This is a genomic window from Paraburkholderia sp. PGU19, assembly GCF_013426915.1.
In the GTDB taxonomy this organism is placed as follows: Bacteria; Pseudomonadota; Gammaproteobacteria; order Burkholderiales; family Burkholderiaceae; genus Paraburkholderia.
The window spans coordinates 23,304-47,328 of sequence record NZ_AP023181.1 but is presented as its reverse complement, the minus strand read 5'-3'; the positions used below and the strand labels follow the sequence as shown (position 1 = coordinate 47,328).

23 protein-coding genes and 1 pseudogene are annotated in these 24,025 nt (G+C 64.3%); 13 read left to right on the top strand and 11 right to left on the bottom strand.

Annotated features, from left to right (window positions below):
- Nucleotide 1: 1 nt before the first annotated feature.
- From H1204_RS30080 to H1204_RS30070, 3 genes are read right to left on the bottom strand one after another with little or no spacing between them, the layout of a single operon-like run.
- Complete coding sequence (locus H1204_RS30080) at nt 2–1,135, bottom strand: MSMEG_0568 family radical SAM protein (protein ID WP_180734243.1); 1,134 nt, start codon at nt 1,133–1,135, stop codon at nt 2–4.
- A complete protein-coding gene (locus tag H1204_RS30075) occupies nt 1,104–2,129 on the bottom strand; it encodes a Nit6803 family nitrilase (protein ID WP_180734242.1) in 1,026 nt (341 codons plus the stop codon). Before H1204_RS30075 ends, H1204_RS30080 begins: the two co-directional genes overlap by 32 nt.
- A 17-nt stretch (nt 2,130–2,146) precedes the next feature.
- Nucleotides 2,147–2,629, bottom strand: a complete 483-nt coding sequence (locus H1204_RS30070; protein ID WP_012403844.1) for an MSMEG_0572/Sll0783 family nitrogen starvation response protein — start codon at nt 2,627–2,629, stop codon at nt 2,147–2,149.
- A 396-nt stretch (nt 2,630–3,025) separates the two neighbouring features.
- On the opposite strand from H1204_RS30070, the gene H1204_RS30065 reads away from it, so the two are divergent.
- Nucleotides 3,026–4,417 carry a PLP-dependent aminotransferase family protein gene (locus H1204_RS30065; RefSeq protein ID WP_180734241.1) on the top strand — a complete coding sequence of 464 codons (1,392 nt, stop codon included), beginning with the start codon at nt 3,026–3,028 and terminating at the stop codon, nt 4,415–4,417.
- An 18-nt stretch (nt 4,418–4,435) separates the two neighbouring features.
- Here H1204_RS30065 and H1204_RS30060 read toward each other — a convergent pair whose 3' ends face one another.
- Nucleotides 4,436–5,182, bottom strand: a complete 747-nt coding sequence (locus H1204_RS30060; RefSeq protein ID WP_180734240.1) for a glucose 1-dehydrogenase — start codon at nt 5,180–5,182, stop codon at nt 4,436–4,438.
- Nucleotides 5,183–5,465: 283 nt separating this feature from the next.
- Nucleotides 5,466–6,161: a CBS domain-containing protein gene (locus H1204_RS30055; RefSeq protein ID WP_180734239.1), complete on the bottom strand. Its 696-nt coding sequence runs from the start codon at nt 6,159–6,161 to the stop codon at nt 5,466–5,468.
- Between the two features lie 154 nt (nt 6,162–6,315).
- Here H1204_RS30055 and H1204_RS30050 point away from each other — a divergent pair, with 154 nt between their 5' ends.
- Nucleotides 6,316–7,014 (top strand): SagB/ThcOx family dehydrogenase, encoded by a 699-nt coding sequence (locus tag H1204_RS30050; RefSeq protein ID WP_180734238.1) that lies wholly within the window; start codon nt 6,316–6,318, stop codon nt 7,012–7,014.
- A gap of 68 nt (nt 7,015–7,082) precedes the next feature.
- Here H1204_RS30050 and H1204_RS30045 read toward each other — a convergent pair whose 3' ends face one another.
- The gene (locus H1204_RS30045; RefSeq protein WP_180734237.1) at nt 7,083–7,553 is read right to left on the bottom strand and encodes a universal stress protein; all 471 of its coding nucleotides are present in this window, start codon (nt 7,551–7,553) and stop codon (nt 7,083–7,085) included.
- Nucleotides 7,554–7,622: 69 nt separating this feature from the next.
- A complete protein-coding gene (locus H1204_RS30040; protein WP_180734236.1) occupies nt 7,623–8,663 on the bottom strand; it encodes a zinc-dependent alcohol dehydrogenase family protein in 1,041 nt (346 codons plus the stop codon).
- 282 nt (nt 8,664–8,945) lie between these two features.
- Between H1204_RS30040 and H1204_RS30035 the strand changes: the two genes are divergently transcribed.
- From H1204_RS30035 to H1204_RS30000, 8 genes and pseudogenes are all read left to right on the top strand, one after another.
- Nucleotides 8,946–9,785, top strand: coding sequence for a universal stress protein (locus H1204_RS30035; protein ID WP_180734235.1), 840 nt, complete (start codon nt 8,946–8,948; stop codon nt 9,783–9,785).
- A gap of 25 nt (nt 9,786–9,810) precedes the next feature.
- Nucleotides 9,811–10,644, top strand: a complete 834-nt coding sequence (locus H1204_RS30030; RefSeq protein WP_180734234.1) for a universal stress protein — start codon at nt 9,811–9,813, stop codon at nt 10,642–10,644.
- 411 nt (nt 10,645–11,055) lie between these two features.
- A pseudogene (locus H1204_RS30025) lies at nt 11,056–12,159 on the top strand (PAS domain-containing sensor histidine kinase); the annotation flags it as partial.
- Nucleotides 12,156–12,803 (top strand): response regulator transcription factor, encoded by a 648-nt coding sequence (locus H1204_RS30020; protein ID WP_180734232.1) that lies wholly within the window; start codon nt 12,156–12,158, stop codon nt 12,801–12,803. The pseudogene H1204_RS30025 and the gene H1204_RS30020, both read left to right, overlap by 4 nt.
- Before the next feature lie 123 nt (nt 12,804–12,926).
- On the top strand, nt 12,927–13,331 hold the full coding sequence (locus H1204_RS30015) for a response regulator (protein ID WP_180734231.1): 405 nt from the start codon (nt 12,927–12,929) through the stop codon (nt 13,329–13,331).
- 17 nt (nt 13,332–13,348) lie between these two features.
- Nucleotides 13,349–14,149 carry a fumarate/nitrate reduction transcriptional regulator Fnr gene (fnr, locus tag H1204_RS30010; protein ID WP_243468892.1) on the top strand — a complete coding sequence of 267 codons (801 nt, stop codon included), beginning with the start codon at nt 13,349–13,351 and terminating at the stop codon, nt 14,147–14,149.
- Between the two features lie 26 nt (nt 14,150–14,175).
- Nucleotides 14,176–15,207 (top strand): nitroreductase family protein, encoded by a 1,032-nt coding sequence (locus tag H1204_RS30005; protein WP_180734230.1) that lies wholly within the window; start codon nt 14,176–14,178, stop codon nt 15,205–15,207.
- A 119-nt stretch (nt 15,208–15,326) separates the two neighbouring features.
- Nucleotides 15,327–15,695, top strand: coding sequence for a DUF3564 domain-containing protein (locus tag H1204_RS30000; RefSeq protein WP_180734229.1), 369 nt, complete (start codon nt 15,327–15,329; stop codon nt 15,693–15,695).
- 52 nt (nt 15,696–15,747) lie between these two features.
- On the opposite strand, the gene H1204_RS29995 is transcribed toward H1204_RS30000, so the two are convergent.
- Complete coding sequence (locus tag H1204_RS29995; RefSeq protein WP_180735084.1) at nt 15,748–16,065, bottom strand: hypothetical protein; 318 nt, start codon at nt 16,063–16,065, stop codon at nt 15,748–15,750.
- A 237-nt stretch (nt 16,066–16,302) separates the two neighbouring features.
- Between H1204_RS29995 and H1204_RS29990 the strand changes: the two genes are divergently transcribed.
- The gene (locus tag H1204_RS29990) at nt 16,303–17,403 is read left to right on the top strand and encodes a PAS domain-containing sensor histidine kinase (RefSeq protein ID WP_180734228.1); all 1,101 of its coding nucleotides are present in this window, start codon (nt 16,303–16,305) and stop codon (nt 17,401–17,403) included.
- A gap of 16 nt (nt 17,404–17,419) precedes the next feature.
- On the opposite strand, the gene H1204_RS29985 is transcribed toward H1204_RS29990, so the two are convergent.
- Together H1204_RS29985 and H1204_RS29980 are read right to left on the bottom strand one after the other, a co-directional pair.
- The gene (locus H1204_RS29985) at nt 17,420–19,207 is read right to left on the bottom strand and encodes a SulP family inorganic anion transporter (RefSeq protein ID WP_180734227.1); all 1,788 of its coding nucleotides are present in this window, start codon (nt 19,205–19,207) and stop codon (nt 17,420–17,422) included.
- A 129-nt stretch (nt 19,208–19,336) separates the two neighbouring features.
- The gene (locus H1204_RS29980) at nt 19,337–20,995 is read right to left on the bottom strand and encodes an AMP-binding protein (protein WP_180735083.1); all 1,659 of its coding nucleotides are present in this window, start codon (nt 20,993–20,995) and stop codon (nt 19,337–19,339) included.
- A gap of 293 nt (nt 20,996–21,288) precedes the next feature.
- Between H1204_RS29980 and H1204_RS29975 the strand changes: the two genes are divergently transcribed.
- Both H1204_RS29975 and H1204_RS29970 read left to right on the top strand, forming a co-directional pair.
- Nucleotides 21,289–22,386: an AraC family transcriptional regulator gene (locus H1204_RS29975; RefSeq protein WP_180734226.1), complete on the top strand. Its 1,098-nt coding sequence runs from the start codon at nt 21,289–21,291 to the stop codon at nt 22,384–22,386.
- Between the two features lie 167 nt (nt 22,387–22,553).
- Nucleotides 22,554–23,489, top strand: a complete 936-nt coding sequence (locus H1204_RS29970; protein WP_180734225.1) for a histone deacetylase family protein — start codon at nt 22,554–22,556, stop codon at nt 23,487–23,489.
- A 70-nt stretch (nt 23,490–23,559) separates the two neighbouring features.
- Here H1204_RS29970 and H1204_RS29965 read toward each other — a convergent pair whose 3' ends face one another.
- The gene (locus tag H1204_RS29965; RefSeq protein WP_180734224.1) at nt 23,560–23,955 is read right to left on the bottom strand and encodes a 2-oxoglutarate dehydrogenase; all 396 of its coding nucleotides are present in this window, start codon (nt 23,953–23,955) and stop codon (nt 23,560–23,562) included.
- Between the last annotated feature and the right edge of the window lie 70 nt (nt 23,956–24,025).

Below are 24,025 nucleotides of genomic sequence, written 5' to 3'. Positions count from 1 at the left end.
ATCAGTCCTCGTACGATGCGAGCGACGAGCACGCGCCGCATTTGCCGCAGCCCGCCTTGATATCGGCGGAACGCATCTGCGCGTCGCGCAGCATCGCGCCGAGCGGCGCTAGGATCGACTTCATGAACTCGGGCGAAGGCGCGGGATGGTCTTCGAGCGGCGTGCCGCTGATCGGCACGAAGGGCACGACGAACGGATACACGCCGATGTCGATCAGTTCGCGCGAGATCGACAGGATTGATTCCGCCGTATCGCCGAGGCCCGCGAGGATATACGTGCTGACCTGCCCCTTGCCGAACACCGCGACGGCCGCCCTGAATGCTTCCATATAGCGCGAGATGGGCACGCTCGCCTTGCCCGGCATCACGCGAGCGCGCACGTCCGGCGTCACCACTTCGAGATGCATGCCGAGCGTGTCGATGCCGCTCGCCTTCATGCGCTCGAACCACGCATCGTTGTCGGGCGGCTCGCACTGCGCCTGAATCGGGAGATCGACAGCGGCCCTGATCGCAAACGCGCTTTCGCACAGGATCTGCGCGCCGCGATCCGGCGTGGGCGGCGTGCCCGTGGTCAGCACCATGTGCTTCACGCCATCGAGCAGCACGGCGGCGCGCGCCACTTCCGCAAGCTGCTCCGGCGTCTTGCGCGCAATCGTGCGACCCGCCGCGAGCGATTGGCCGATCGCGCAGAACTTGCAGGTCTTCTTGCGGCTCTCATAGCGGATGCAAGTTTGCAGCACCGTCGTCGCGAGGACGTCGGTGCCATGCAGCGTCGCGATGTGCGAGTACGGCACGCCGTCAAGTGTTTGCAGCTGCGTGAAGCGTGGCGCTTTCGGAAAGCTGATGCTGGCAATCGGGATCGTGCCGCGCATCAGCGCACTCGTCCCCGCCTCATCCGGCGCGCCGGCGACGAATGGCGAATGCCACGCGGAGCTGGTATGCACGGGCACCATGATCGTCACGCCGTCGACAGTCACGGCCTTGTGATCCGACGGACCCGCGCCGCCACGCCGGCTCGCGGCGCCCGCATTCGGATCGACGAGACGCAGCCCGGCCGATTGCAGTTCCGTGCGCAGTTCCATCAACTGGCGCTGCGTGCGCGGCTCAACCGGCGACAGGTTCACGCTGGCATTCATCCTGACCTCCACTCGTGGTTTCGTCGGGTGCGGCGTCCGCGCCCGCGCGTTCGAACGACATCGACATCGGCGCAACGGGCAGCGCCGGACGGTCGTTGATGGCAAGACTCAGCAGCTCGGGCCGCGCATAGTGGCCGACCGAGTCCATCATCCGTTTGCGCTTCGTGATCAGCGACATGTCGAGATCCGCGACGACCATCCCTTCTTCTTCGCGCAGCGGCTCGGCGAGATGCTGGCCTTCGGGCGAGATGATTGCCGTCATGCAGCCGCCGCGCAGCGCCTTTTGCAGCTTCGGGTCCGTCGTCACAGATTCGATCTGCGCTTCGCTGAGCCAGCCCGTCGAATTGACGACGAAGCAGCCCGATTCAAGCGCGTGATGACGGATCGTGACCTCGATCTGCTCGGCGAAAATCGGCCCGACCAGCGAGCCGGGAAACTGGCTGCAATGGATCTCTTCGTGCTGCGTCATCAGCGCGTAGCGCGCGAGCGGGTTGTAGTGCTCCCAGCACGCGAGCGCGCCGACTCGCGCAATGCCCGTATGCGCGACCTTGAGCCCCGCCGCGTCGCCTTGCCCCCAGATCATCCGTTCATGAAACGTCGGCGTGATCTTGCGGCGCTTGAGCACGAGACGCCCATCGACGTCGAACACGAGTTGCGTGTTGTACAGGCTGCCGTGATCGCGCTCGTTCACGCCGAGCACGACTACCATCGAATGACGGCGCGCGCGTTCGCTCACCGCTTGCGTGACGGGGCCCGGCACGACGACGGCCTGCTCGTAGAGCCGCATATGTTCGGCGCCCGACGCGACGGGCGGACGCACGAACGAAAAGTACGGGTAGTACGGCACGAACGTCTCGGGAAAGACGATCAGCTGCACGCCCTTTGATGCGGCTTCGTCGATTGCGGCGCATACCCTGTCGAGCGTGCCGCCGGGACGCTCGAACTCCGGCGCAATCTGCACCGCCGCTGCACGGATGATTCGCTGCTCGGACATGATGGGCACCCGGCGCGTCAGACGGTCCACGTATGGATGATCAGCGCGTTCTCCTTGCGATGCAGAAGCTGCAGGTCGAGCACGTCGAGCGGATTGATCGGCCGGATGCCTTCGATCAGCGACGCTTCACCATGCCCATACAGCGCCTGCAACGCGAAGCGGCATGCGTAGACCTTGCCGCCCTCTTCCATGAATTTGACGAGTTGCTTGTTGAAGTTCAGATGGCCGGGAAAGGCTTCGTCGCCAAGCGTCGGAAAGCCGCGTTGCAGGCCGAGCGTGACGCCGGGGCCATACAGCAGCACCGACGTATCGAAGCCCTTGCGTTGCAGGCGGGTGGCCTGCAACAGGTTGACGAAACCGATCGAGCCTTCGAATGCGACCGTGTGAAAGGTGACGAGCGCTTTCTCGCCGGGTTCGGCCTTGACGTCGGGAAATACCTTTTCTTCGTAGTCGACCAGGTAATCGCCTTTCTGATGCAGCGGTTTGTTGACGGCAGGCATATCGCTCTCCAATAAGTCGCGTAATTGATCGGATTGCTCGACGGGAAATATCCCGATTGGCGAATCACTTAACGCAACGGATATGCCAATTTCCGGCCTGGTTCATGCAATCAACTTCCAATCAATCAAATCGCGATTGTTCGAGCGACCCGAAAATTTCTTTGCGAGCCGTGTCTGATGGGGGTTTTCGGGTATCGGCGACGGATGCGCGCGCACCGGTTTCGCACAACGTCGCAGCGTCTTTTGCGTGCGGATGGTGCGCGATACACCGCAAGCGTGCATTCATCCAATCAATGCGATCAAGTTTCGAATTGAATGCAAACCGATTTATTTTTCGCGGAATTCGCGTGTTACCTTGAATAACGCATTCACGCCATCCGCATCGGAATTAACAGCATGGACAGTCTCGCGCATCACTGGCTCAAGCGGCTGACGGAAAGCCGCAAACCGGCGTATCTCGTGATACCGGATCTGATCGAGGAAGATCTCGCCAGCGGTCGTCTGCGTCCGCGCGACCGTCTGCCCGGCTTGCGCGATCTGGCGGGTGCATTGCAGTTGAACTACACCACTGTCGCGCGCGCGTATGCGGAGGCGCGCAAACGCGGCCTGCTCGATGCGCGTGCGGGCAGCGGCACGTTCGTGCGCGGACGCACGCAGACCTTGCCGCTCGCGGGCGGCAGCAGCGTCGAGATGTCGATGAACATGCCGCCCGAGCCGCCCGAACTTGCGGCGCGCTTGAGAGAATCGTCGGCGCATCTGCTTGCGCAAACTGATCCATACAGGCTGCTGCGCTACCAGGATTTCGGCGGCACGCCGGACGACCGCGCGGCAGGACGCGCGTGGCTGAAAGAGCGCTTGCCCGATTGCGAAGACGATACCGTGCTTGTGTGTCCCGGCATTCATAGCGCGCTGGTCGCGCTCGTGTCGCAACTCGCAAGACCTGGCGAAACCATTTGCCTCGACACGCTCGCCTATCCCGGCATCAAGGCGATCGCGTCGCAACTCGGCGTGCGCTTGCAACCGCTCCCGCGCGATGAAGAAGGACCGTTGCCGCACGCCTTCGAAGCGCTGTGCAAGACCGAGAAGCCCGGTGCCTTCTACTGCAATCCGACCTTGCAGAATCCGAGCACGCTGACGCTTTCGGTGCAACGGCGTGAAGCACTCGCGGATGTCGCGTTGCGCTACAGCGTCCCTATTATCGAAGACGATGCGTATGGTTGGCTGCCGGCGAACAAGCCTGTCGCGCTAGCGTCACTCGCGCCGGAACTCACCTGGTATGTAACGGGTTTTTCGAAGACCTTCGGCGCGGGGCTGCGCGTCGCTTATTTGCGCGCGCCGACAGCGAGGCAGACGCAGCGCGTTGCGGGCGCGTTGCGCGCGACAACCGTGATGCCGAGTCCGTTCACGGTGTTGCTGGCGACGCAATGGGTCAACGATGGCACCGCGCACGAGATGCTCGACGCGATCCGCAAGGAAGCGAACGCGCGCCAGGCGATTGCCTCACAGGAACTTGCCGACTGGCATTACGAAGCGCAGGCCGATGGCTTTCATTTGTGGTTGCCGATTCCGCCGCAGTGCGACTGGAGCGCGCCCGAGCTTGCGCTGCAATTGCGCAATCAGGGCGTGGGAGCGGTAGCGGGCGCGGCGTTTTCGACCGATGGAAACCCGCCTAATACGATCCGCGTCTGTCTGGGCGGCCCGCAGGACAGAAGCGATTGCCGCGACGCGTTACAGCGCGTCGCGGAAACCTTGAGCGATCCCCATCATCTGCATATGCCGATGATGTGATCGCCTCGTGACGTTGAATCAGCGCAGACCGCCGCTTGTGACGACGTGTTCGCCCGTCAGCCAGCCAGAATCGTCGGATGCGAGGAACACGGCGACCGATGCAATATCGTGCGGCTGGCCTGCACGGCCAAGCGGCGTCTGGCTCACTGCGTTGGTTTCGAAGTCGGAGCCCGCAATCCCTGCTTCGTGCGTGCCTTCCGTGATGACGAAGCCAGGATTGATCGCGTTGACGCGAATCTTCTTCGGCCCCAGTTCGCGGGCAAGGACGCCCGTGATCGCGTCGACAGCACCTTTCGTGCCGCTGTAAATCGCGCTGGTCGGCGGCGTGAGACTCGTCACCACCGAGCTGATGTTGATGATGCTCGCGCCTTCGCCCAGATGCTTGACGGCCGCCTGCGTGGTCAGCAGCAGGCCGAGCACGTTGATATTGAACTGCTTGTGGAACTGGTCTTCCGTCAACTCTTCAATGGGTGCGAACTCATAGACGCCTGAATTGTTCACGAGGATGTCGAGACGGCCGTAGGTTTCGACAGCGGCATTGATGATGCCTTGCGCGTCCGCCGCCTTCGACACATCGCCGCCGACTGCAATCGCCTTGCCGCTCGCTGCGTTGATGTCGGCGACGACTGCATCAGCAGCGGCTTTGCTGCTGGAGTAGTTGACGACCACGGATGCGCCTTCCGCTGCAAGCGCCTTGGCGATGGCCGCGCCGATTCCTTTCGACGCGCCCGTGACGACAGCGACCTTACCTGCAAGCTTGCTCATGATCTGTTTCCTCAATCGATTCGATACCGTTTGACGGGACCGGCGGCTTCTCGAACCAGCCGGCCTGCGATGGAGTGAATGTAGACAGACGATTCGCCGCGATAAAGCGGCTCAAGGCGAATTGACTTGAAGGATCTGGCGAACAATCGAAAACGGATTGATGACCTGGAACCGCCCGCTGTGGATTCTAGTCCTTGAAACGTAAAGCGCGCGGCGAAGGTCCCGAAACGTTCAAGGGCCCTTCGCCGCGCGCATCGCGGCGGATTGCAATGTCATGCAATCGTCACATAAAAGGCATGATGGTCGGATAGCTCAGATGCGCACGCGCTTCCTTCACGCCCTTCACTTCGAGCGCGGCGATGCAAAGCGCGCGTTCCTCTTCTTCGGATGCGATCACGCCCCACAGATGCGCGACGCCATCCTTGACGATCACGTTTCCCTTCGATAACGCCCAGCGTTTGTCGCTCAACGCGGCGACGATCGCATCGGCGATTTCGCGGTCGTCCGCGGATGGCGTGTCTTGCGCCTGCGCTGGCGCTGCCGTACTCGCCAGCGCGCGAATCAGGTTGCCGCGCGTAATGATGCCGACCAGCGCGCCGTCACGCATCACGGGCACGCGTTTGATACGGCGCGTCTCCATCAGTTCGGCGATGTCGGCGACAGGCATTGTCTCGTCGACGGTGATGACGGTCGGGGTCATGACGTCGGCGACCATGCGCCCGTGTTCCTTCACAAAGCTGCTGGCCAGATCCCGCGTCGACGAAAAGAGTTCGAGCCAGCGCGAACGCCGTTTCTCCGTTCCCGTCTCGACCCTGTGCAGCAAGTCGCCTTCACTCAGGATTCCCGCCAGCGCGCCGTTTGCGTCGACGACGGGCATGCCGCTGATCCTGTTCTCGACCAGACATTTCGCGGCTTCCTGCACGGTCATTTCCGGTTTCGCGCAGATGACGGACGGTGTCATGACATCAATAGCTAACATGGTCTTCTCCTTTGCACACTGACCATTTTGTGCCTCCTGGAGCGGCAGAGTTTGACCTGCATCAACCGGCGCGATCCGAAGCGTGGGACGATGAACTCATGTTCTTTCGGAGGTCCGCATGCGGAAGTCGCCTTCCATGCGCGGACGGCACGCCATGACCAAACCTCTGTTCCGCATCGGTTCCGCACTGCTCAACACGCCCGCGCCGCGGCCCGTCGAAGGCACACCGGCCCCGTATATCGGCTTCGCGCCCCCGCAGCGAACGGGCGGTATGCCCTTGCTCGACGCGCTCGCCGCGCGGCAAACGTCGCGCGAGTTCGCTGACACGCCACTCGATCACGACACGCTCGGCGATCTGCTGTGGGCCGCCGACGGCATCAACCGCGCCCACGGTCACGGTCGCACCGCGCCGTCGGCGCTGGGCGGCTACGAGATCGACATTTACGTGCTGCTCGCAAGCGGCGCGTATCGCTACGATCCCGCCGCGCATGCGCTTACCCTCGTCGCCGCCGCCGACCTGCGCGCGATGACGGGTTATCAGGAATTCCTCGGCCACGCGCCCGTCAATCTGGTGTATGTCGCCGACCTGACACGCATGCAGGACGTTCCGCAAGCGCAGCGTGAAGCCTTTGCGTCGGCGAGCGCGGGCGCGATCCTGCAGAACGTGTACCTGTTCTGTGCATCGACGGGGCTCGCGGCTGCCGCGCGCGGCTGGATGAGCCGCACGGCGCTCGCCGTCAATCTGAAGCTGCCCGTCGGATCGGTCGCGTTGCTTGCGCAGACGGTCGGGCACTTCGCAGCGGGCCACGAACGTCGCCCATCCGATGAAGACTTCGCGACGACCTTTTTCTGATCATGCGAACGCGCCGCTCGCGCTGACACGAACGGCGCATTCTTCATTCATCTATCGCAATACGCTCTCTACTGCCCGGCTTCATCTTTCTCGTCGCTGCCGCGCACCAGCAGCACGGGACATGGCGAAATCCGCACGAAGTGTTCGGCGACGCTGCCCAGCACGATCCGTTTCATGCCCCGCCGCCCATGCGTGCCGAGCACCACGAGTTCCGCGCCGAGGCGCGCTGCGCAACGTTGCAGCGTCTGCGCGACATCGTCGTTGAGCGGCTCGGTCTCCACCAGCTCGTTCGCGCACGCGACGCCCGACTCCCTGCACACGGCCTCGACGCTTTCCAGCGCGTTGCGCCCGTCGCTGCGCAATGCGTCCGTCCACACGGTCGGGTCGACATAACCCGCGTAGTTGAAGATGGGTGATGTATCGACGACATAGACGGCGTGCACCGTCCCGCTCGTGAGCGATGCCATCTTCACGGCCTCCTGCACGGCCAGCTTCGATGTGGCGCTGCCGTCCACTGCAACGAGGATCTTCTTGTACATGTTGACGCTCCTTTTAGTGCTCGAAAGATTGGGACGCGAGGCCGCTTGTTAATATAGCGCGCGCACACGTCAAGATACTTCGATCAGCACCTTCAGCGCACGCGTGCTTCCCGCATGTGAGAACGTCTCGTACGCCGCGAGCATGTCGTCGAGCGCGAAGCGGTGCGTGATCAGCTGTTTCGGATCGAGGCGGCCCGAGCGCACGGTTTTCATCAGCATCGGGGTGCTGACGGTATCGACCAGACGCGTCGTGATCGAAATGTTGCGGTCCCACAGCTTTTCCAGATGCAGATCGCACTTCACGCCATGCACGCCGACGTTCGCAATCGTGCCGCCGGGCGCGATCAGTGCTTCGCAGAGTTCGAACGTCGCGGGCACGCCGACGGCTTCGATCGCGCAATCCACCCCCGTCGACTCCGTCAGCGCCATGACCTGCGCAACGGCATCCGCGTGGCTGTTGTCGATGCAGGCCGTCGCGCCGAAGCGTTGCGCCACGTCGAGCCGGTTCGCGTCGGGGTCGATCATGATGATCTGCGCGGGCGAGTAGAACTGCGCCGTCAACAGCGACGCGAGCCCGATCGGCCCCGCGCCGACGATGGCCACCGTGCTGCCCGGCTGAACCTTGCCGTTGAGCACACCGCATTCGAAGCCCGTCGGCAGGATATCGGAGAGCATCACGAGCGCCTCTTCGTCGAGGCCGTCGGGAATCCGGTAAAGACTCGTCTGCGCGTGCGGAATGCGCACGTATTCGGCCTGCGTGCCGTCGATGCGATGGCCGAGAATCCAGCCGCCCGTCGTGCAATGCGAGTACATGCCGCGCCGGCAATAGTCGCATCGTCCGCACGACGAAATGCACGACACCAGCACGTGATCGCCGACCGCGAGGCCGCTCACCGCGCTGCCCACGCTATGCACGACGCCCACGCCTTCGTGGCCGAGGATGCGCCCCGGCTCGCAGGTCGGCACGTCACCCTTGAGGATGTGCAGGTCGGTGCCGCAGATGGTCGTGCGCGTCATCCTGACGATGGCATCCGTTGGCGCCGCGAGTTCGGGCATCGGGCGTTCGTCGAGCGATTTCTCGTTGGGGCCGTGATAGACGAGTGCTTTCATGACAGAGTCCTCCATTGAAGGAATGAAGCAATTCACACAGACCAATCTAGACGCATGCGCGCCGCCGCGCTTGACGTCGATCAATCCGTCGCTCAATACTCGGATCAATACGTCGCACAATACGCCGATAAATGCGTCGATCAATCGCCCCGGAAACAGCCGCGTGATCCGCGATAAGACACCGCTTGATCTGCATCAATCGCGATAGGGATACACCCCGTAGACTCGTTTGCATAGCGGGCCGACGCCCGCCCCACGTCTCTCTGTTCTGGAGTAACGGCGATGAGTTACAAGAACATCCTCGTGCAACTCGATACGGGCGTTCACGCGCATCCGCGCCTCGAAATCGCGCTACGTGTCGCCCATCAGTTTCATGCGAGGCTGACGGGCCTCTTCACCACTTACCTGCCTGATCCACACGCGTTATTCGTGATGGCAGGCACGGCTTTCTACTATGCGGAGCATGAGCGTCAACGTCACGAACGGTGCGCCGCGCTCGACCGCCTGTTCCATGCGGAAGCCGCGCGCGCGAAAGTGGACGGGCGCTGGATCGCGGCGGCGGGCTATGCGAACGACGTCGTGCCGCCTTACGCGCGTCTCGCGGATCTCGTGATCGCCGGACAGACCGATCCGGAAGACCCCGAATCGTTCATCGCCGACCAGTTCGTCGAGCATCTGCTGATGTCCGCGGGCCGCCCTGTGCTGCTGGTGCCGTCGACGGGCGCCCGCGCGACGCTCGGCCAGCATGTGCTGGTCGCGTGGGACGGCAGCCGCGAAGCCACGCGCGCGATTCACGACGCGATGCCGTTCCTGTCGCACGCCGCCGACGTCACGTTGCTCACCGTCAATGCGACGCTAGACGAGCCACCGTTGTGGCGCATTCCGGGCGCCGACATTGCGCTGACCATCGCGCGACACGGCGTCAAGGTGAACGTGCGGGAAGTGTCCGCCAGCGGCGACACGACGATCGGCGATGTGCTGCTGTCGCAGGCGGCGGAATCGGGCTGCGATCTGATCGTGATGGGCGCCTACGCGCATTCCCGGTTGCACGAACTGGTGCTGGGCGGCGCAACGCGCACCGTGCTCCAGTCGATGACCGTGCCCGTGCTGCTGTCGCATTGAGCGTCTCGCTGAAAAAGGAACTGACATGAGCTACAAGACCTTGCTCGTCCATATCGACGACAGCCGCCGCAGCGATACGCGCATCGCGCTGTCGCTCGAACTCGCGCAGCGCTGGGATGCGCATCTGATCGGCCTGTATATCGTCTGCCAGGATCTCTTCAGGCCCATCTTCCGGCAGGACACGACGCTGTCATTCGGGAAGCTCGAAGCGCACGCAGACGAGCGTCGCGACAAGGCGCACAACGCCTTTCTCGCCGCCGCCGAACGCGCCGGCCGCAGCGCCGAATGGCGCGCGCCGCCAGGACCCGCGCTCGACGTCGCAATGCTGCATGCGCGGCACGCCGATCTGCTGGTGCTCGGCCAGCAAGACCCGAACGATCCCGCTTCGTTCGTCACGCAGCACTTCGTCGGCGATCTGGTGCTGGGCGCGGGCCGCCCCGCGCTCGTCGTTCCGTATGCGGGCGACGTGCGGACGCTCGGCGAAAACGTGCTGGTCGCGTGGGACGGCAGCCGCGAGGCAGCGCGCGCCGCCGCTGACGCGCTGCCCTTACTGCAACGGGCGCGCCATGTCGGCGTCGAGATCGTGCGGCACCATGCGCAGCAGCAGACGGACGCGCCCGAAGGCATCGACGTCGCCGCATGGCTCGACGTACATGGCGTGCGAGCGTCGTTTTCGACGACGCCGCCTCATACGGGTCTCGGAGCGGGCGCGACGCTGCTCAACCGCGCATCCGATCTGCACGCGGACCTGCTCGTGATGGGCGCGTATGGGCATGCACGCGCGCGCGAACGCGTATTCGGCGGCGTCACGCGGACCATGCTGGAATCGATGACGGTGCCCGTGCTGATGTCGCATTGACGGGCGCATGAAGATGGCGTCACGGACGGGACGCCACGCGGCGGACGAGCGCGGCGGCGTGCGGGCCACGCGCATCGGCGGCCCCGCGCGAGCGGGCACGAACTTCGCATGACAGCGGCATTCGTCGCGCAGCGTCGCGCGCTGTCCGTCTTTATCGCGAGGCAGGCACGGATGAAAGTCGACCTCGACATCACCAGCAAGTCTCTCGCGCATCGACGCGTTGCCAGGGCGCAACTCGGCGCGGTCGCCTGCGGTCTGGCCGCAGTCGTCGTGCTTGCCGTCGTTGCGTCGAACGGCGCGGCAACGCTCGCGCTAATCACGACGCTGTGCGCGTTGTCCATCGTTGCGGCCGTGGTCAGCGTGATCGCCGCCGCGCGCGCGCAGGTGCTCGCCACGTGCAACGCGAGCCGCGACGAATCGCGCATGATGGGGATCATCCGCTCGTCGATGGAAGCGATCATCACAATCGACGAAGCGCAGAACATCGTGATCTTCAATCCGACTGCGGAACGCATCTTCGGCGTGCCCGCCGCGCAGGCGCTCGGCACGCCGCTCGCGCGCTTCATCCCGCAGCGGTTTCGCGACGGCCACGCGCAGCACGTCGCGCAGTTCGGCGCGACGGGCATCTCCGAACGAATGATGGGACGACAGCCGGTTCTGTTCGGCTTGCGCGCGGACGGCGAGGAATTTCCGCTGGAGGCATCGATTTCGCAGATACGCGAAGACGGCGGCAAGCTCTATACGGTGATGTTGCGCGATGTCACCGAACGCGTGAAGTCGGACAACGCGCTGAAGCAGTCGCGGGAGGAACTGCGGCGGCTGTCGGCCAATCTGCAGAGCGTGCGCGAAGAGGAAAAAACGCGCATCGCCCGCGAGTTGCACGACGATCTGGGCCAGCAGCTCAGCGCACTGAAAATGGAGCTTTCGGCCCTCGAAAACGAGCTGACGTCGCGTTCAGGCGCACGCGAGCCGATCGACGCCATTGCGCGTCTGCACGGCATGGCTCGCACGATCGACGCAACGGTGGCTTCCCTGCGCCGCATCGCCGCCGACTTGCGGCCCGTGATGCTCGACGATCTCGGCCTCGCCCCCGCCATCGAATGGCTCGCAAACGACTTCACCAGCCGCTATGGCATCGCGGTCGAACGAAACATCGAGGCAGGCGACGCGGCCTTCACGAAAGACGCGGCGACCGCCCTGTTTCGCATCGTCCAGGAAGCGCTGACCAATGTCGCACGGCACGCCGATGCAAGCGCCGTCGAGCTGACGCTGCACGCGAGCAGTCAACACTATGTGCTGCGCATCGCGGATAATGGCCGTGGCGCCGAACCTGACGCGAGCATCGGCACGGGAGAGCAAGCGGACCTGGACAGGCCGTTTGGCCTGATCGGCGTGCGCGAGCGGGCTCATATGCTGGGCGGCTCGGTTCGGATCGACACGACGAGGAACCAGGGCTTTGCGTTGACGGTGACCTTTCCCTTGCAAACCGTGCAACAGGAACATACGCATCCATGATCAAGGTATTGCTTGCCGACGACCACACACTCGTGCGCGACGGCCTGCGCCACATTCTGCAATCCGCGAGCGGCTTCGAGGTGGCGGGCGAGGCATGCGACAGCGCCACGACCATCGCGCTGATCCGCGCCACGGAAGCCCACGTGCTGGTGCTCGACCTGTCGATGCCCGGCCGTAACGGCGTCGACCTGATCAAGCAGATCAAGGACGAAAAACCCGCGCTGCGCATCCTCGTGCTGACCATGCACGCGGAGCAGCAATACGCGGTGCGCGCCTTCAAGGCAGGCGCATCCGGCTACATGACGAAGGAAAGCGCCAGCGCAGAACTGGTCGGCGCCGTGACGAAGGTGGCGTCGGGCGGCGTCTACGTCAGTCTCGCAATGGCCGAGCGCTTCGCGCAGCATCTGAACGAACCCGCCGAAGCGCTGCCGCACCACCGGCTGTCGGACCGCGAGTACGACGTGTTCCGGCGCATCGTCTCCGGTCAGAGCATCACCGAAATCGCGCACGAACTGTGCGTGAGCGTCAAAACCATCAGCACGCACAAGACCCGCATCCTCGAAAAAATGCAGATGCCGAATGAAAACGGGCTGGTGCGTTACGCGATCCGCCACAAGCTGATCGACGACGGCGCCGACATCTAGCCGCGATTCTTAAGGCTTCGCTGCTGTCAGTAGGAATATTCCTACAATGCCTACCTAAACTCCTAGGGTCGGTTCCATCCTGTCCTATACATTTTTGAGATAGGCCCGTCGATACTGTTGGACATGGATACCGCCGTGCCAACCCTCGCCGCGAAGGTCTATCTCGTCGACGCCGCCGTCGAAGTGAGACGCCGTCTTGCGTGTCTGCTGGGCGCCATCGCGGGCGTGGAGATCGCCGGCGAGGCTGAGGACGAAGACTCGGCACTGGAAGGCATCCGTGCCTGCGACGCGGATATCGTCGTGCTGGACCTGCGCCTTGCCGACGGCAACAGCCTCGCACTCATCGAGACGCTGTCCCGCCTGCACCCGGCCATCGTCAAGATCGTGCTGACGAACCACATCGCGCGCGCTTTCCGCGACGCATGCAGCGCGGCGGGCGCCGATTTCTTCTTCGACAAGACGTCTGAATTCGATGCGGCCTGCCGAACCATCGCAGGCATTGCCCGGACGCAACGCGCGTCCCCGTGAGCAAACAGGAGCCAACCATGCTTGCCGCAACTGCCACCGCAACAGCAACCGTCACCAACTGCGCCCTTCCGACCGTACGCGCGGCGCGCGTCGTGCCGATTCATCCCGTCTCGCGGGCCGAGCCGCCGGCGCATCGCACGTCCCGCTGCTCCGCGTGCGCGATGCGCGCGCTCTGCATGCCCGCCGACCTGAACGCGGACGAACTGGCAAAACTCGACACCATCATCTGCTCGACGCGTTCCGTCAAGCGCGGCGACACGCTGTATCGCGCGGGCGACGTGTTTCAGAGCATTTACGCGGTGCGCGCAGGGTCGTTCAAGACGGTCGTGATGCATCGCGACGGCCGCGAGCACGTGACGGGCTTCCAGATTGCGGGCGAGGCGCTGGGGCTCGACGGTATCGGCACGAGTCAGCACAACTGCGATGCCATCGCGCTCGAAGACAGCGTCGTCTGCATCATTCCGTTTGCGCAACTCGAAGCGATCTGCCGCGAGGTAAAGCCGATGCAGCATCACATCTATCAGATGATGAGCAGCGAGATCGTCCGCGAGTCCAGCCAGATGATGCTGCTCGGCACGATGACGGCCGAACAGCGCGTGGCGACCTTCCTGTTGAACCTGTCGCGGCGCTTCAAGGCGCGCGGCTTCTCCGCCGCGGAGTTTCATCTGCGCATGACGCGCGAGGAGATCGGCTGCTATCTCGGGATGAAACTCGAAACCGTGAGCCGCATGTTCTCGAAGTTCCAGCGCGAGCGGCTCGTGGACGCGAACGGCAAGACGATCCGCATCGTCGATCATGAGGGACTCGCGCGCGTATAGCGCGGGTCTGGCGCGAGGACACCCAGATGATTCACGCCAATCCGCGTTCCGTATGGGAAATCGACGAAAAGCAGTTCGATCCTGCCGCGCCGCTCGACGCGCAACTGCGTTTTGCACTGCAATACGCGGTGCTCGCGCCGTCCAATCACAACACGCAGCCGTGGCACTTCCTGATCGACGGCAGCACCGTGCAGGTGTGCGTGGACAGGCTTCGGGCGCTGCCCGTCGTCGATCCGTTCGATCGTGAGTTGATCATCAGTTGCGGTGCCGCCCTCTTCAATCTGCGCGTGGCGCTGAGCCATTTCGGGTTCGCCTATGCGATCACGCTGTTTCCTTCGGATGCGGACCCCGACGTCGTCGCGCTGGTGCGGGTGTCGCGTCACGGTCCAGGCGACGCCGCCGTGGCGTCGCTCTTCGACGCGATCACGCGGCGCGTGACGACGCGCGCGCCCTTTGCCGACGAACCCGTTCCCGCCGCCGTGCAACAAAAGCTGGTCGACGCCTGCGACGCGGAAGGGGCGCTCGCGGGCTGCCTGCATGAGCGAGCCGATCGCCAGGCGATTGCGTACCTCGTCGCCGAAGCCGACCATACCCAGTTCGCCGACCCGCGCTTTCGGCGCGAGCTTGCCGTCTGGACTCATCCGCGCCGCCGCGACGACGGCATGCCGGCATACGGAACAGCCGTGAGCGGGCTGCTCGATTTCGCGGTGCCGCTCGTTTCCGCCGTGGTCCGCGTGTTCGATGCCGGCGCGGGGACGCCTGCCACGCACCTGCATCTGGTCGACGGTTCGCCGCTGATCGTCGGCATTGCAACCTTGCGCAACGACCGCGAAGCATGGGTCGCCGCCGGCCAGGCGCTCGAACGCATGCTGCTGGTCGCCGTCTTCGAAGGATTGACAGCGTCCTATCTCAACCAGCCCATCGAAGTGACCACGCTGCGCGTGCAGATCAGCGGCCTGCTGCACCTCGACGCGACGCCGCAACTGCTGCTGCGCGTCGGACGCGGCCCGCAGGCCGCGCACTCGCCGCGACGCCCGCTCGCCGACGTCGTCCCCTGACTTCATGGCTGCAGCACTTTGCCGCATGCGCATGTCGGCGGCCATTGACGTGCCTCAATTTCCAGCGACGCACACGCGGTAGATTGAATGTGTGCGCCACCGCAAAAAAGGAGCCGTCGATGAGAATCACCCTTCATCTCGATACGTTCGAGTGCACCGAGCCGTCCGTCTACGCCATTCTCTGGCTCGACCGCGACGCCCGCAAATGGTCGCGCGAAGGGCACGCCGTGATCGATCTGCCTGAATGGGGAACGCTGGCGCTTTCGCACGACGGCACGCGCATTCTGGACGCGGCGGCCAATCGCGTCTGCTGCGAGTTGCCGGGCCTCGATCTGCTCACGCTGGATGGGCCGTTCGAAGGCGAATCGGGGCAGGCGCTCTGGTATCGCGAAGAAGGTCGCGTGCCCGTCGCCGGGCAATGGCATGTGCAGTGGATCGACGGGACCGAATCCGAGCCGGAGCACGGCGTTTTCGCCGACGAGGTCTGACTACGCGCAGTCAGCCTGACGTACTCAGCAGCGCGCACTCAACGGCATACGCTCAACGCCGTGGCGCGGACGCAGAGGCCGCTGTCTGCAGTGCGCGCTCCGCAGCGTCGAACGCGCGACGCATGGCCTCTTCCGCGCTCTCCGCCGCATGGCGGCCAATCGGCTTCAGTTCGTGCGCCGCGGTGACGAGGTCGAGGCGAACATCGTAGAGCGGCTCGCCCGAGCGCAAGCGCAGCGCTTCGATCTCCAGTTGACAGTCCGACAGCGACGCGCCGAACGGTTGCAGGCGCATCAGTTGCATCGCCGCCTCCGCTTCGAGCGCAGCCGTCGCGCTGCAACCCAGATAGACAATCTGCATGCCGATGCCCACCATCGCCTCCCGTTGACGCCCACTTCATTGGATGCATAGAGCAAGTCTTGCGCAGATCCGTGCCCTCAGCGTACCGGCCACGCGCGACGCCGCGATTGACCCATATCAACGCGGCAAAGCTTCGCCCGCCGGACTCGCCCCCCCGCGCGCCCGATGCACGATCGCCCGGCGAACTGGTACAACCGTTCGTGAACTGATATAACTCAACCGTCCTGTCACCAACCGCCGGGAATCACGATGACCGCGCCGGGCAACGATCCGTTCCGCAGCGACAAAGCGGCGTCCGCATCGGATGTGCCGCTCGAGGACCGTTATTTCCTGTTGATCGAAGCGGTTCAGGACTACGCGATCTTCATGCTCGATCCGGCAGGCAATGTCGCCAGCTGGAATCCGGGCGCGCAGCGCATCAAAGGCTATTCACAAGACGAGATTATCGGCCGTCATTTTTCGGCGTTCTACACGGGCGAGGACATCGCCGCCGGCAAGCCGGCGCGCGAACTGGCAATCGCCGCCGCCGAAGGGCGCGTCGAGGACGAAGGCTGGCGCGTGCGGCGCGACGGCTCGCGGTTCTGGGCCAACGTCACCATTTCAGCCGTGCGCGATGCCAGCGGCGCGCTGCTCGGCTTCGCCAAGATCACGCGGGACATGACCGACCGCATGCGCCTCGCCGAACTCGAACGGGCGAGCGAGGTCTCGGCGCAGGTGCAGATCACGCGCGAGAACGAACAGAAACGCATCGCGCGCGAATTGCACGACGACCTCGGACAGCAATTGACCGCGCTGAAAATGAGTGTCGCGCTGATGGAAGCGACTCTTGCCGCGAAGGCCGAGACCGCGCCACTCGTGCCGCAAACGCGCTCGCTGCAAAAGGAGATCGACGCGATGGCGATCTCGCTGCGCCGCATCGCTTCCGATCTCCGCCCGCCGCTGCTCGACGATCTGGGCCTCACGGCCGCGCTCGAATGGCTCGTCGAAGACTTCACGAAGCGCTACGGCGTCGCCGCGACGGTTCACATCGAAGCCAACGAGCCGCAGTTCAACGAATTTGCTTCGACCAATCTTTTTCGCATCGTGCAGGAAGCGCTGACCAACGTCGCGCGTCATGCGAACGCGAGCCGCGTGCGCATCGAGCTGGCGCGTATCGGCGATCTCGTCTCGCTCGACATCGAGGACAACGGCGTGGGCGCGACGCTCACTCTGCCGCCTGTCAGCACATCATTCGGGCTGCTTGGCATTCGCGAGCGCGTCAGACAGCTACAGGGCACGGTGTCGTTCGCCAGTTCGCAGGGCGCGGGCTTTCATATTTCGATTCGCGTGCCTGTTTCCGCCGTGCAGTGAGCGCGGCTTTCGCCCGTCACGGCTTGCCTTTTTGCTGCGCGTCGGCGTCGTCCTCCCAGTCGCGCCATTCGACATCGTGCTGTTCGAGATACGCGTCCACGGCCACACCCGTCGTCGGGAAGAAGTGCTGCTCGCCCATCGTGTCGAACAGACCGTAGCGCCGCAGCATATCCTTCACCGGCCCCTTCATCTCGGCGAAGCAGAGTTCGATATGCCGCTCGTGCAGACTCGCATGAAACTCGCGCAGAATTTCGCTGGCCGTGACGTCGACATCCGTGATCGGCTCCGCTGCGACGACGACCCAGTTGGCAGGCGTGGCCGCTGTTTCGATCGCGCGCTGCACATGGTCGCGGAAGATCTCGGCATTCGCGAAGAAGAGCGGCGCATCCCAGCGGTACAGCACCAGCCCCGGAATGGTCCGCGCTGCGGGATGCCGCGAAATATCGTGGTAGCCCTTGCGACCATCGACGCGCCCGAGCACGGCGTCATAAGGCCGCCACGCGCGCCAGACGAAGGCCATCAGCGCCAGCCCCACAGCAATGAAAATGCCCTGGATTGGACCGATCAGCGCGACGCCCGCGAAGCACACCATCGACTGGGTAAACTCGCTGCGACGCAGGCGCAACGTACGGATCACATCTCGCACTTCGAACAGCCCCAGGCCCGCTGCGACGACCACGGCGCCGAGCGCGGCGGCCGGCAGCGAGCGCAGCAGCGTCGGCGCGAAGATCAGCAAGGCGGCGACGCACAGCGCGGCGACGATCCCCGTCAGCTGCGTTTTCGCGCCCGCTGATTCGGCGACGGGCGTGCGCGACGAACTGCTCGTCACAGGGAAGCCCTGGAACAGTCCTGCGGCGATGTTGGCCGCGCCGAGCGCGACCAGTTCCTGATCGCGGTCGACGCGTTCGCCGCTGCGTTCCGCGAACACGCGCGACAGCACGCTGATATCCGCGAGTGAAATCAGCCCGATGGCGATCGCGCCGGGCACCAGCGCGACGATCTGATCGAATGAAACGGAGGGGAAGGACGGCACGGGCAAACCCTGCGGCACGTCGCCGACCACGGCCACGCCCGCTCGCGCGTCCAGGTCGAGCAGCGCGACGGCAAGCGTCGCGCCGACCACGGCGACGAGTATCCCCGGCACCACGGGCATCCAGCGCTTGCACGCGAGAATGACCAGCAGGCACACGACGCCGATCACGCACGTCACCTCGTTCAGCTTGCCGTCCATTACGCCGCGCACCAGACCGGCCGCTTCCTGCAACAGGTTGCTGCCCTTGACGCCGAAGCCGAGCAGCTTCGGCGCCTGGCTGATGATGACCGTCAGCGCGACGCCGTTCAGATAGCCCTGGCGGATCGGCTTCGACAGCAGGTCGGTGAGAAAGCCGAGACGGCACACGCCCACCGCGATACAGAACACGCCCGACAGGATCGCCAGCATGCCCGCCAGCGGCAGCACCAGCTCCGGGCGCGCGCCTGCCATCGGCAGCACGATCGATGCGATCAGCGCCGCCAGCGCCGAGTCGGGTCCGAGCACGAGGATGCGGCTCGGCCCGAACGCCGCATACGCGACAATCGAAGCAATGGTGGCGTAGAGGCCCGTGATGGCGGGCAAGCGCGCCGCTTCCGCGTAGCCGAGCCCGGCGGGCACGAGCACCGTGGTGAGCACGATGCCCGCGATCAGATCGTGCGAAAGCCACGCGCCCCGATACGCGCGCAGCATCGCGATGCCCGGCACGCGGCGCAGTAGCGGATGAGGGCGGCGGGCCGCGGCATGATCCGGATCGGTGGTCGTTCGGCTCATGGTCCGCCCTCTCGAGTCAAGAAGCGCTTCACGTCGAATACGCGGCCGCGAGGCGCCTGTCGCCCTGCGGCTGCCGCATGTCACATGAGCCAGCTTATGCCCGTAGATGGGGTCGGTGCAATCCGCGCGTCATTCGACGCGTCGCAACTCGCGACGAAGAATTTTGCCGACTGTCGACTTCGGCAACGCATCGACGAAGTGAATGGCCTTGGGCACCTTGTACGCCGCCATGCTCGCGCGGCAATGCGCGATCAGCGCCTGCTGCGTCACGTCGGCGCCTGGCGCGGGGACGACGAACAGCTTGAGCGCCTCGCCCGTCTTTTCATCGGGCACGCCGATACACGCGCATTCGGCGACGCCGGGAAACGCGGTCGCTACCGCTTCCACTTCGTTCGGGTAAACGTTGAAGCCGGAAACGATCACCATGTCCTTCTTGCGATCGACGATCTTCAGAAAGCCCTTGTCGTCGAACACGCCGACGTCGCCGGTCCGGAAGTAGCCATCCGCTGTGAAAGCGCGCGCGTTGGCCTCGGGCTGCTGCCAGTAGCCGCGCATCACTTGTGGGCCTTTGACGCAGATCTCGCCCGCCTCGCCGATGCCCGCTTCGCGGTTGTCGTCGTCGAGCAGCTTGACGTCGGTGGAAGGCACGGGCAGGCCCGTGTTGCCCGTGAAGCCGTCGATGAACTGCGGGTTGAACGACACCACGGGCGATGTCTCCGACAACCCATAGCCCTCGCGGATGAAGCTGCCCGTCACGGACTTCCAGCGCTCGGACACGATATCGATCACGGCCGCCCCGCCGCCCGCGGACAGCCTGAGCCGCGACCAGTCGACTTCCGCGAGGCGCGGATGCGCGGCCAGCCCCGCGTACAGCGTGTTGACGCCGACGAAGATGGTCGGACGCGCGGCCTTCAGCACGTCGATGAACGGCTCGACGTCGCGCGGATTCGCCACCAGCCAGTTCTCCGCGCCGACGGAGAAGTACGTGAGGAAGTTCACGGTCAGCGCGAAGATGTGATAAAGCGGGATCGCCGTAACGACGACCTCGACGCCTGGCCGCAGCGAATCGGGCATGAAGGCTTTGAACTGCTCGATGTTCGCGACCAAATTGCGATGCGACAGCGCCGCGCCCTTCGATAGCCCCGTCGTGCCGCCTGTGTATTGCAGAAAGAGCAGATCGCTGCCGTTGACATCGATGGGATCGGCGGCGAGCCGCTCGCCTTGCGCGAGCGCTTGTGGCAGCGTGATCGCGCCGCGCAGCGCGGGGTCGGCGGCGGGACCGGGAAGCGTGGTGCCGCTGCCGTCGCCGGCGCCTGCCGTGATCACAGTCCTGATCTTCGTGCGGCTGACGACTTCGGCCAGCGTGCGCGTCGAGCCGTCGAACACGACAATCGTTTCGACGCCCGCATCGTTCAGTTGATGCTCCAGTTCGCGCGCTGTGTAGAGCGGATTGACGTTGACCTGCACCGCGCCGATCTTCGCGATGGCGATGAACGCGATCGGAAACGCGAGCAGATTCGGCAGCATCACGGCCACGCGGTCGCCCTTGCCGACGCCCGCCACCTTCTGCAGATACGCTGCGAATGCCGACGACAGGCGGTCGATGTCCGCATAAGTCAACGTGTGGCCGAATGCGCGAAACGCGGGCTTCGCCGCGAACTGGCGCATCGCGCCTTCCAGCAGCGCGTTGATCGACGGATAGCGGTCGGCGTCGATCTCCGCAGGGATCGAGCCATACGATGCGATCCAGTGTCGCTTGCTGGCGTGGCTTTCCACGGACGGTTTCATGCAATGACGGGTGCTGATGTGGCTGTCGTCCACGCTGTCTCCTGATCGATCTTTTGTGCAGGTTGAACTATCGCGCGCGGACGGGCGGATGCAAATGATCGGCGAGGCCGAAATGGTGATCGCAACGGACAAGCTGCTTCGCCCTCGATCGATCCGCCATGCGTCATTCATGCGCGTTTGCGCGCGGCATCAGCAGGATGAATAAGGGTGAACCCTATGGCAGGCCGATGCGTTCGGGCGCAGAATTCCGGGCACGCAACCGGTATCTTTTCGGACACAGGACTCACTCACGTATGCAGCAACGCGCGCCCGCGCATGCGGCGGCAATCCATCAACACGCGCCGTCCGTTATCGGATGGCGTGAGAAGCGCTTTGCGCCTTCCAAGCTCGTCGCGCTGCTCGACGTGACGTCGGAAGCCGGCATTGACGCGAATGCCGTGCTGGCGGGCACGGAACTCGACGCCGGGGCTGTTGCCAACCCGTTCACGCTGACTTCGTCGCTGCAATTCCTGGTTGCGGCCGGCAATGCTGTCCGTCTATGTGGGCGACCTGATCTCGGTGTGCGTGTCGGCTGCCGGTTGCATGCATCGAGCTACGGCATGTACGGCTATGCGTTGCTGTGCTCGGAAGCGCTCGCGCAGACCTTCGATACCGCCGTCAAATACCATCAGCTCGCCAATGGCATGCTCGATATCCGTTGGTTCGAGCACGACGACGCGGCATCGTGGATCTTCCCGAATCGCGACGAAGTGCGCATGCCCGACATCGGCGAGTCGCTCTATCGCTTTTTGATCGACCTGCAGTTTGCCGTGCACGTGACGGTCATCAAGGACGTGATGGGCGCATGGTGCGTGCCGGCGCGCGCGATGTTCACACAGGCGCAACCGCCGCATGCGGCGTTGCTGTCCGACGTGCTGGAATGCCCGCTCGCCTTCGACCAGCCGCAGAACCTGTTGAGCTACCCCGCCGCGTGGCTATCGCGCGCGCCGCAACTCGCCAATCCGATCACGGCCGCGCAAGTCTCGACGCAATGCGCGCGGCTGGTGGAGCAGTTCCGCTGGCAGGCGGGCGTCACGCGGCGCGTCTATCAGGAACTCACGCGCACGCCCGGCAAGTTCCCGGACATCGAACAGATCGCGGAGAGTCTGTGCATGACGTCGCGCACGCTTCGCCGCAAGCTCGAAGCAGAAGGCGCGTCGTATAGCGAGTTATTGACGGGCGTGCGCAAGGCGCTCGCCGTCGACTATCTGAGCACGACGACCCTCAGCATCGAAGACATTGCCGTGACGCTGGGTTTCAGCGACGCCGTGAGCTTTCGCCATGCGTTCAAGCGCTGGACCGGCAAGACGCCGAACGACGTCCGGCGCGATCGCGGCACGGCGCTTCCATAAACAAACGTGTATGGCGTGCCAAAGTTTGTTTTATTGTTCGGCGCGAAAGCCGCGACCTTACACTTGATGAATACTCCGGAGCCGCCACCGCCGCACAGCGCGTTCTCCTCATTCGAAAACATCTACGCCAAGGAGACGATGCCCGGCCTTCCGGGCATCAGCAGCCGATGCCGCCCACCCTCGTCTACACGCACGCCGCCTGCCTGAACCATCAGCCCGGCCCGCATCATCCCGAATCGCCGGAACGGCTGAAGACCGTGCTGCAAACCTTGCGCGCGCCGGAATTCGCCGCGCTCGAATGGCGCGACGCGCCGATGGGCACGCTCGAACAGGTGCTGCTCATTCACAACCAGGACTTCATCGACGAAGTGGCGGAGATCGCGCCGAAGCACGGCTATATGCCGCTCGACGGCGGCGATACGGTCATGTCGCCGGGTTCGTGGGAAGCCGTGATGCGCTGCGTCGGCGCGGCGTGCGCGGGCGTCGATGCCGTGCTCAACAACGACGCGCGCAACGTGTTTTGCGCGACGCGTCCTTGCGGGCACCATGCGGAGCCCGGCAAGGCGATGGGCTTTTGCATCTTCAATCAGGCGGCCATCGCGGCTGCGTATGCCTACGACGTGCACAAACTGGAGCGCGTGGCCGTCGTCGATTTCGACGTTCATCACGGCAACGGCACGCAGGCCGCGTTTTATGACCGGCCCGAACTCTTCTATGCATCGAGTCATCAATCGCCGCTGTATCCCGGCACGGGCAAGTCGGCCGAAACGGGCGTGAGCCACAACATCCTCAACGTGCCGCTGCCGCCAGGTTGCGATTCGGATCTGTTCCGTTCGCGCATCGAGGCCGATATGCTGCCCGCCGTGCGCGAGTTTCGTCCAGAACTGATCATCATTTCAGCGGGCTTCGACGCGCATCGGCTCGATCCGCTCGCCGCACTGCGTCTCGACGATGACGACTTCCACTGGATCACGCGTGAACTGGTACGCATCGCCGACGAGACCTGCGAGGGACGCGTGGTGTCGATACTCGAAGGCGGCTACAGCATGGAGGGGCTGTCGGGCGGCACGCGCGCGCATGTGCGCGCGTTGATGGGGACTTGAGCCGCGACGCTGCGTCCGGCATCTGCAAGGATAGCCCGCGCATCGACGTCAATCGATGCGCGGGCTTTTTTTATTGCCCCTGTTGCTGCTGCAAATACTGCTTGACGTCATTCAACGACACCCGCCCCGAATGCGCGGTGTCGATCTGATCGAAGTGCTGCGCGATAAACCCAAGGCCGCTGCTTTGCGCCTGCGCTTTCGTAATCGAAGCGCCGTTGCCCAGCACCGAATTCGCGCCCATGCGCGCGTCGATGCGCTGCTGCGCCTGCTGCTGCAATTGCGTCCCTGTGGAGGGCGTAACAGCGGCGACGCGGTTGGTCGGGAAGAACGGACCGTCGACGCCATGGCCGCCCTTTGGCAACGTAACGGGCGCAACGGCCTGCGTCGCTGCATGCGCGCTGCCCATCGCGGCGCCGAGCACGACGATGATGGAAAGAATGCGCGACAACCTATCGATTGAAGTCATGATCACTCGCCCTGAATAGATGAGCCGGGAGTCCCCGCACGCAACAGTGACGGGCGGGGACCTGTTCCAT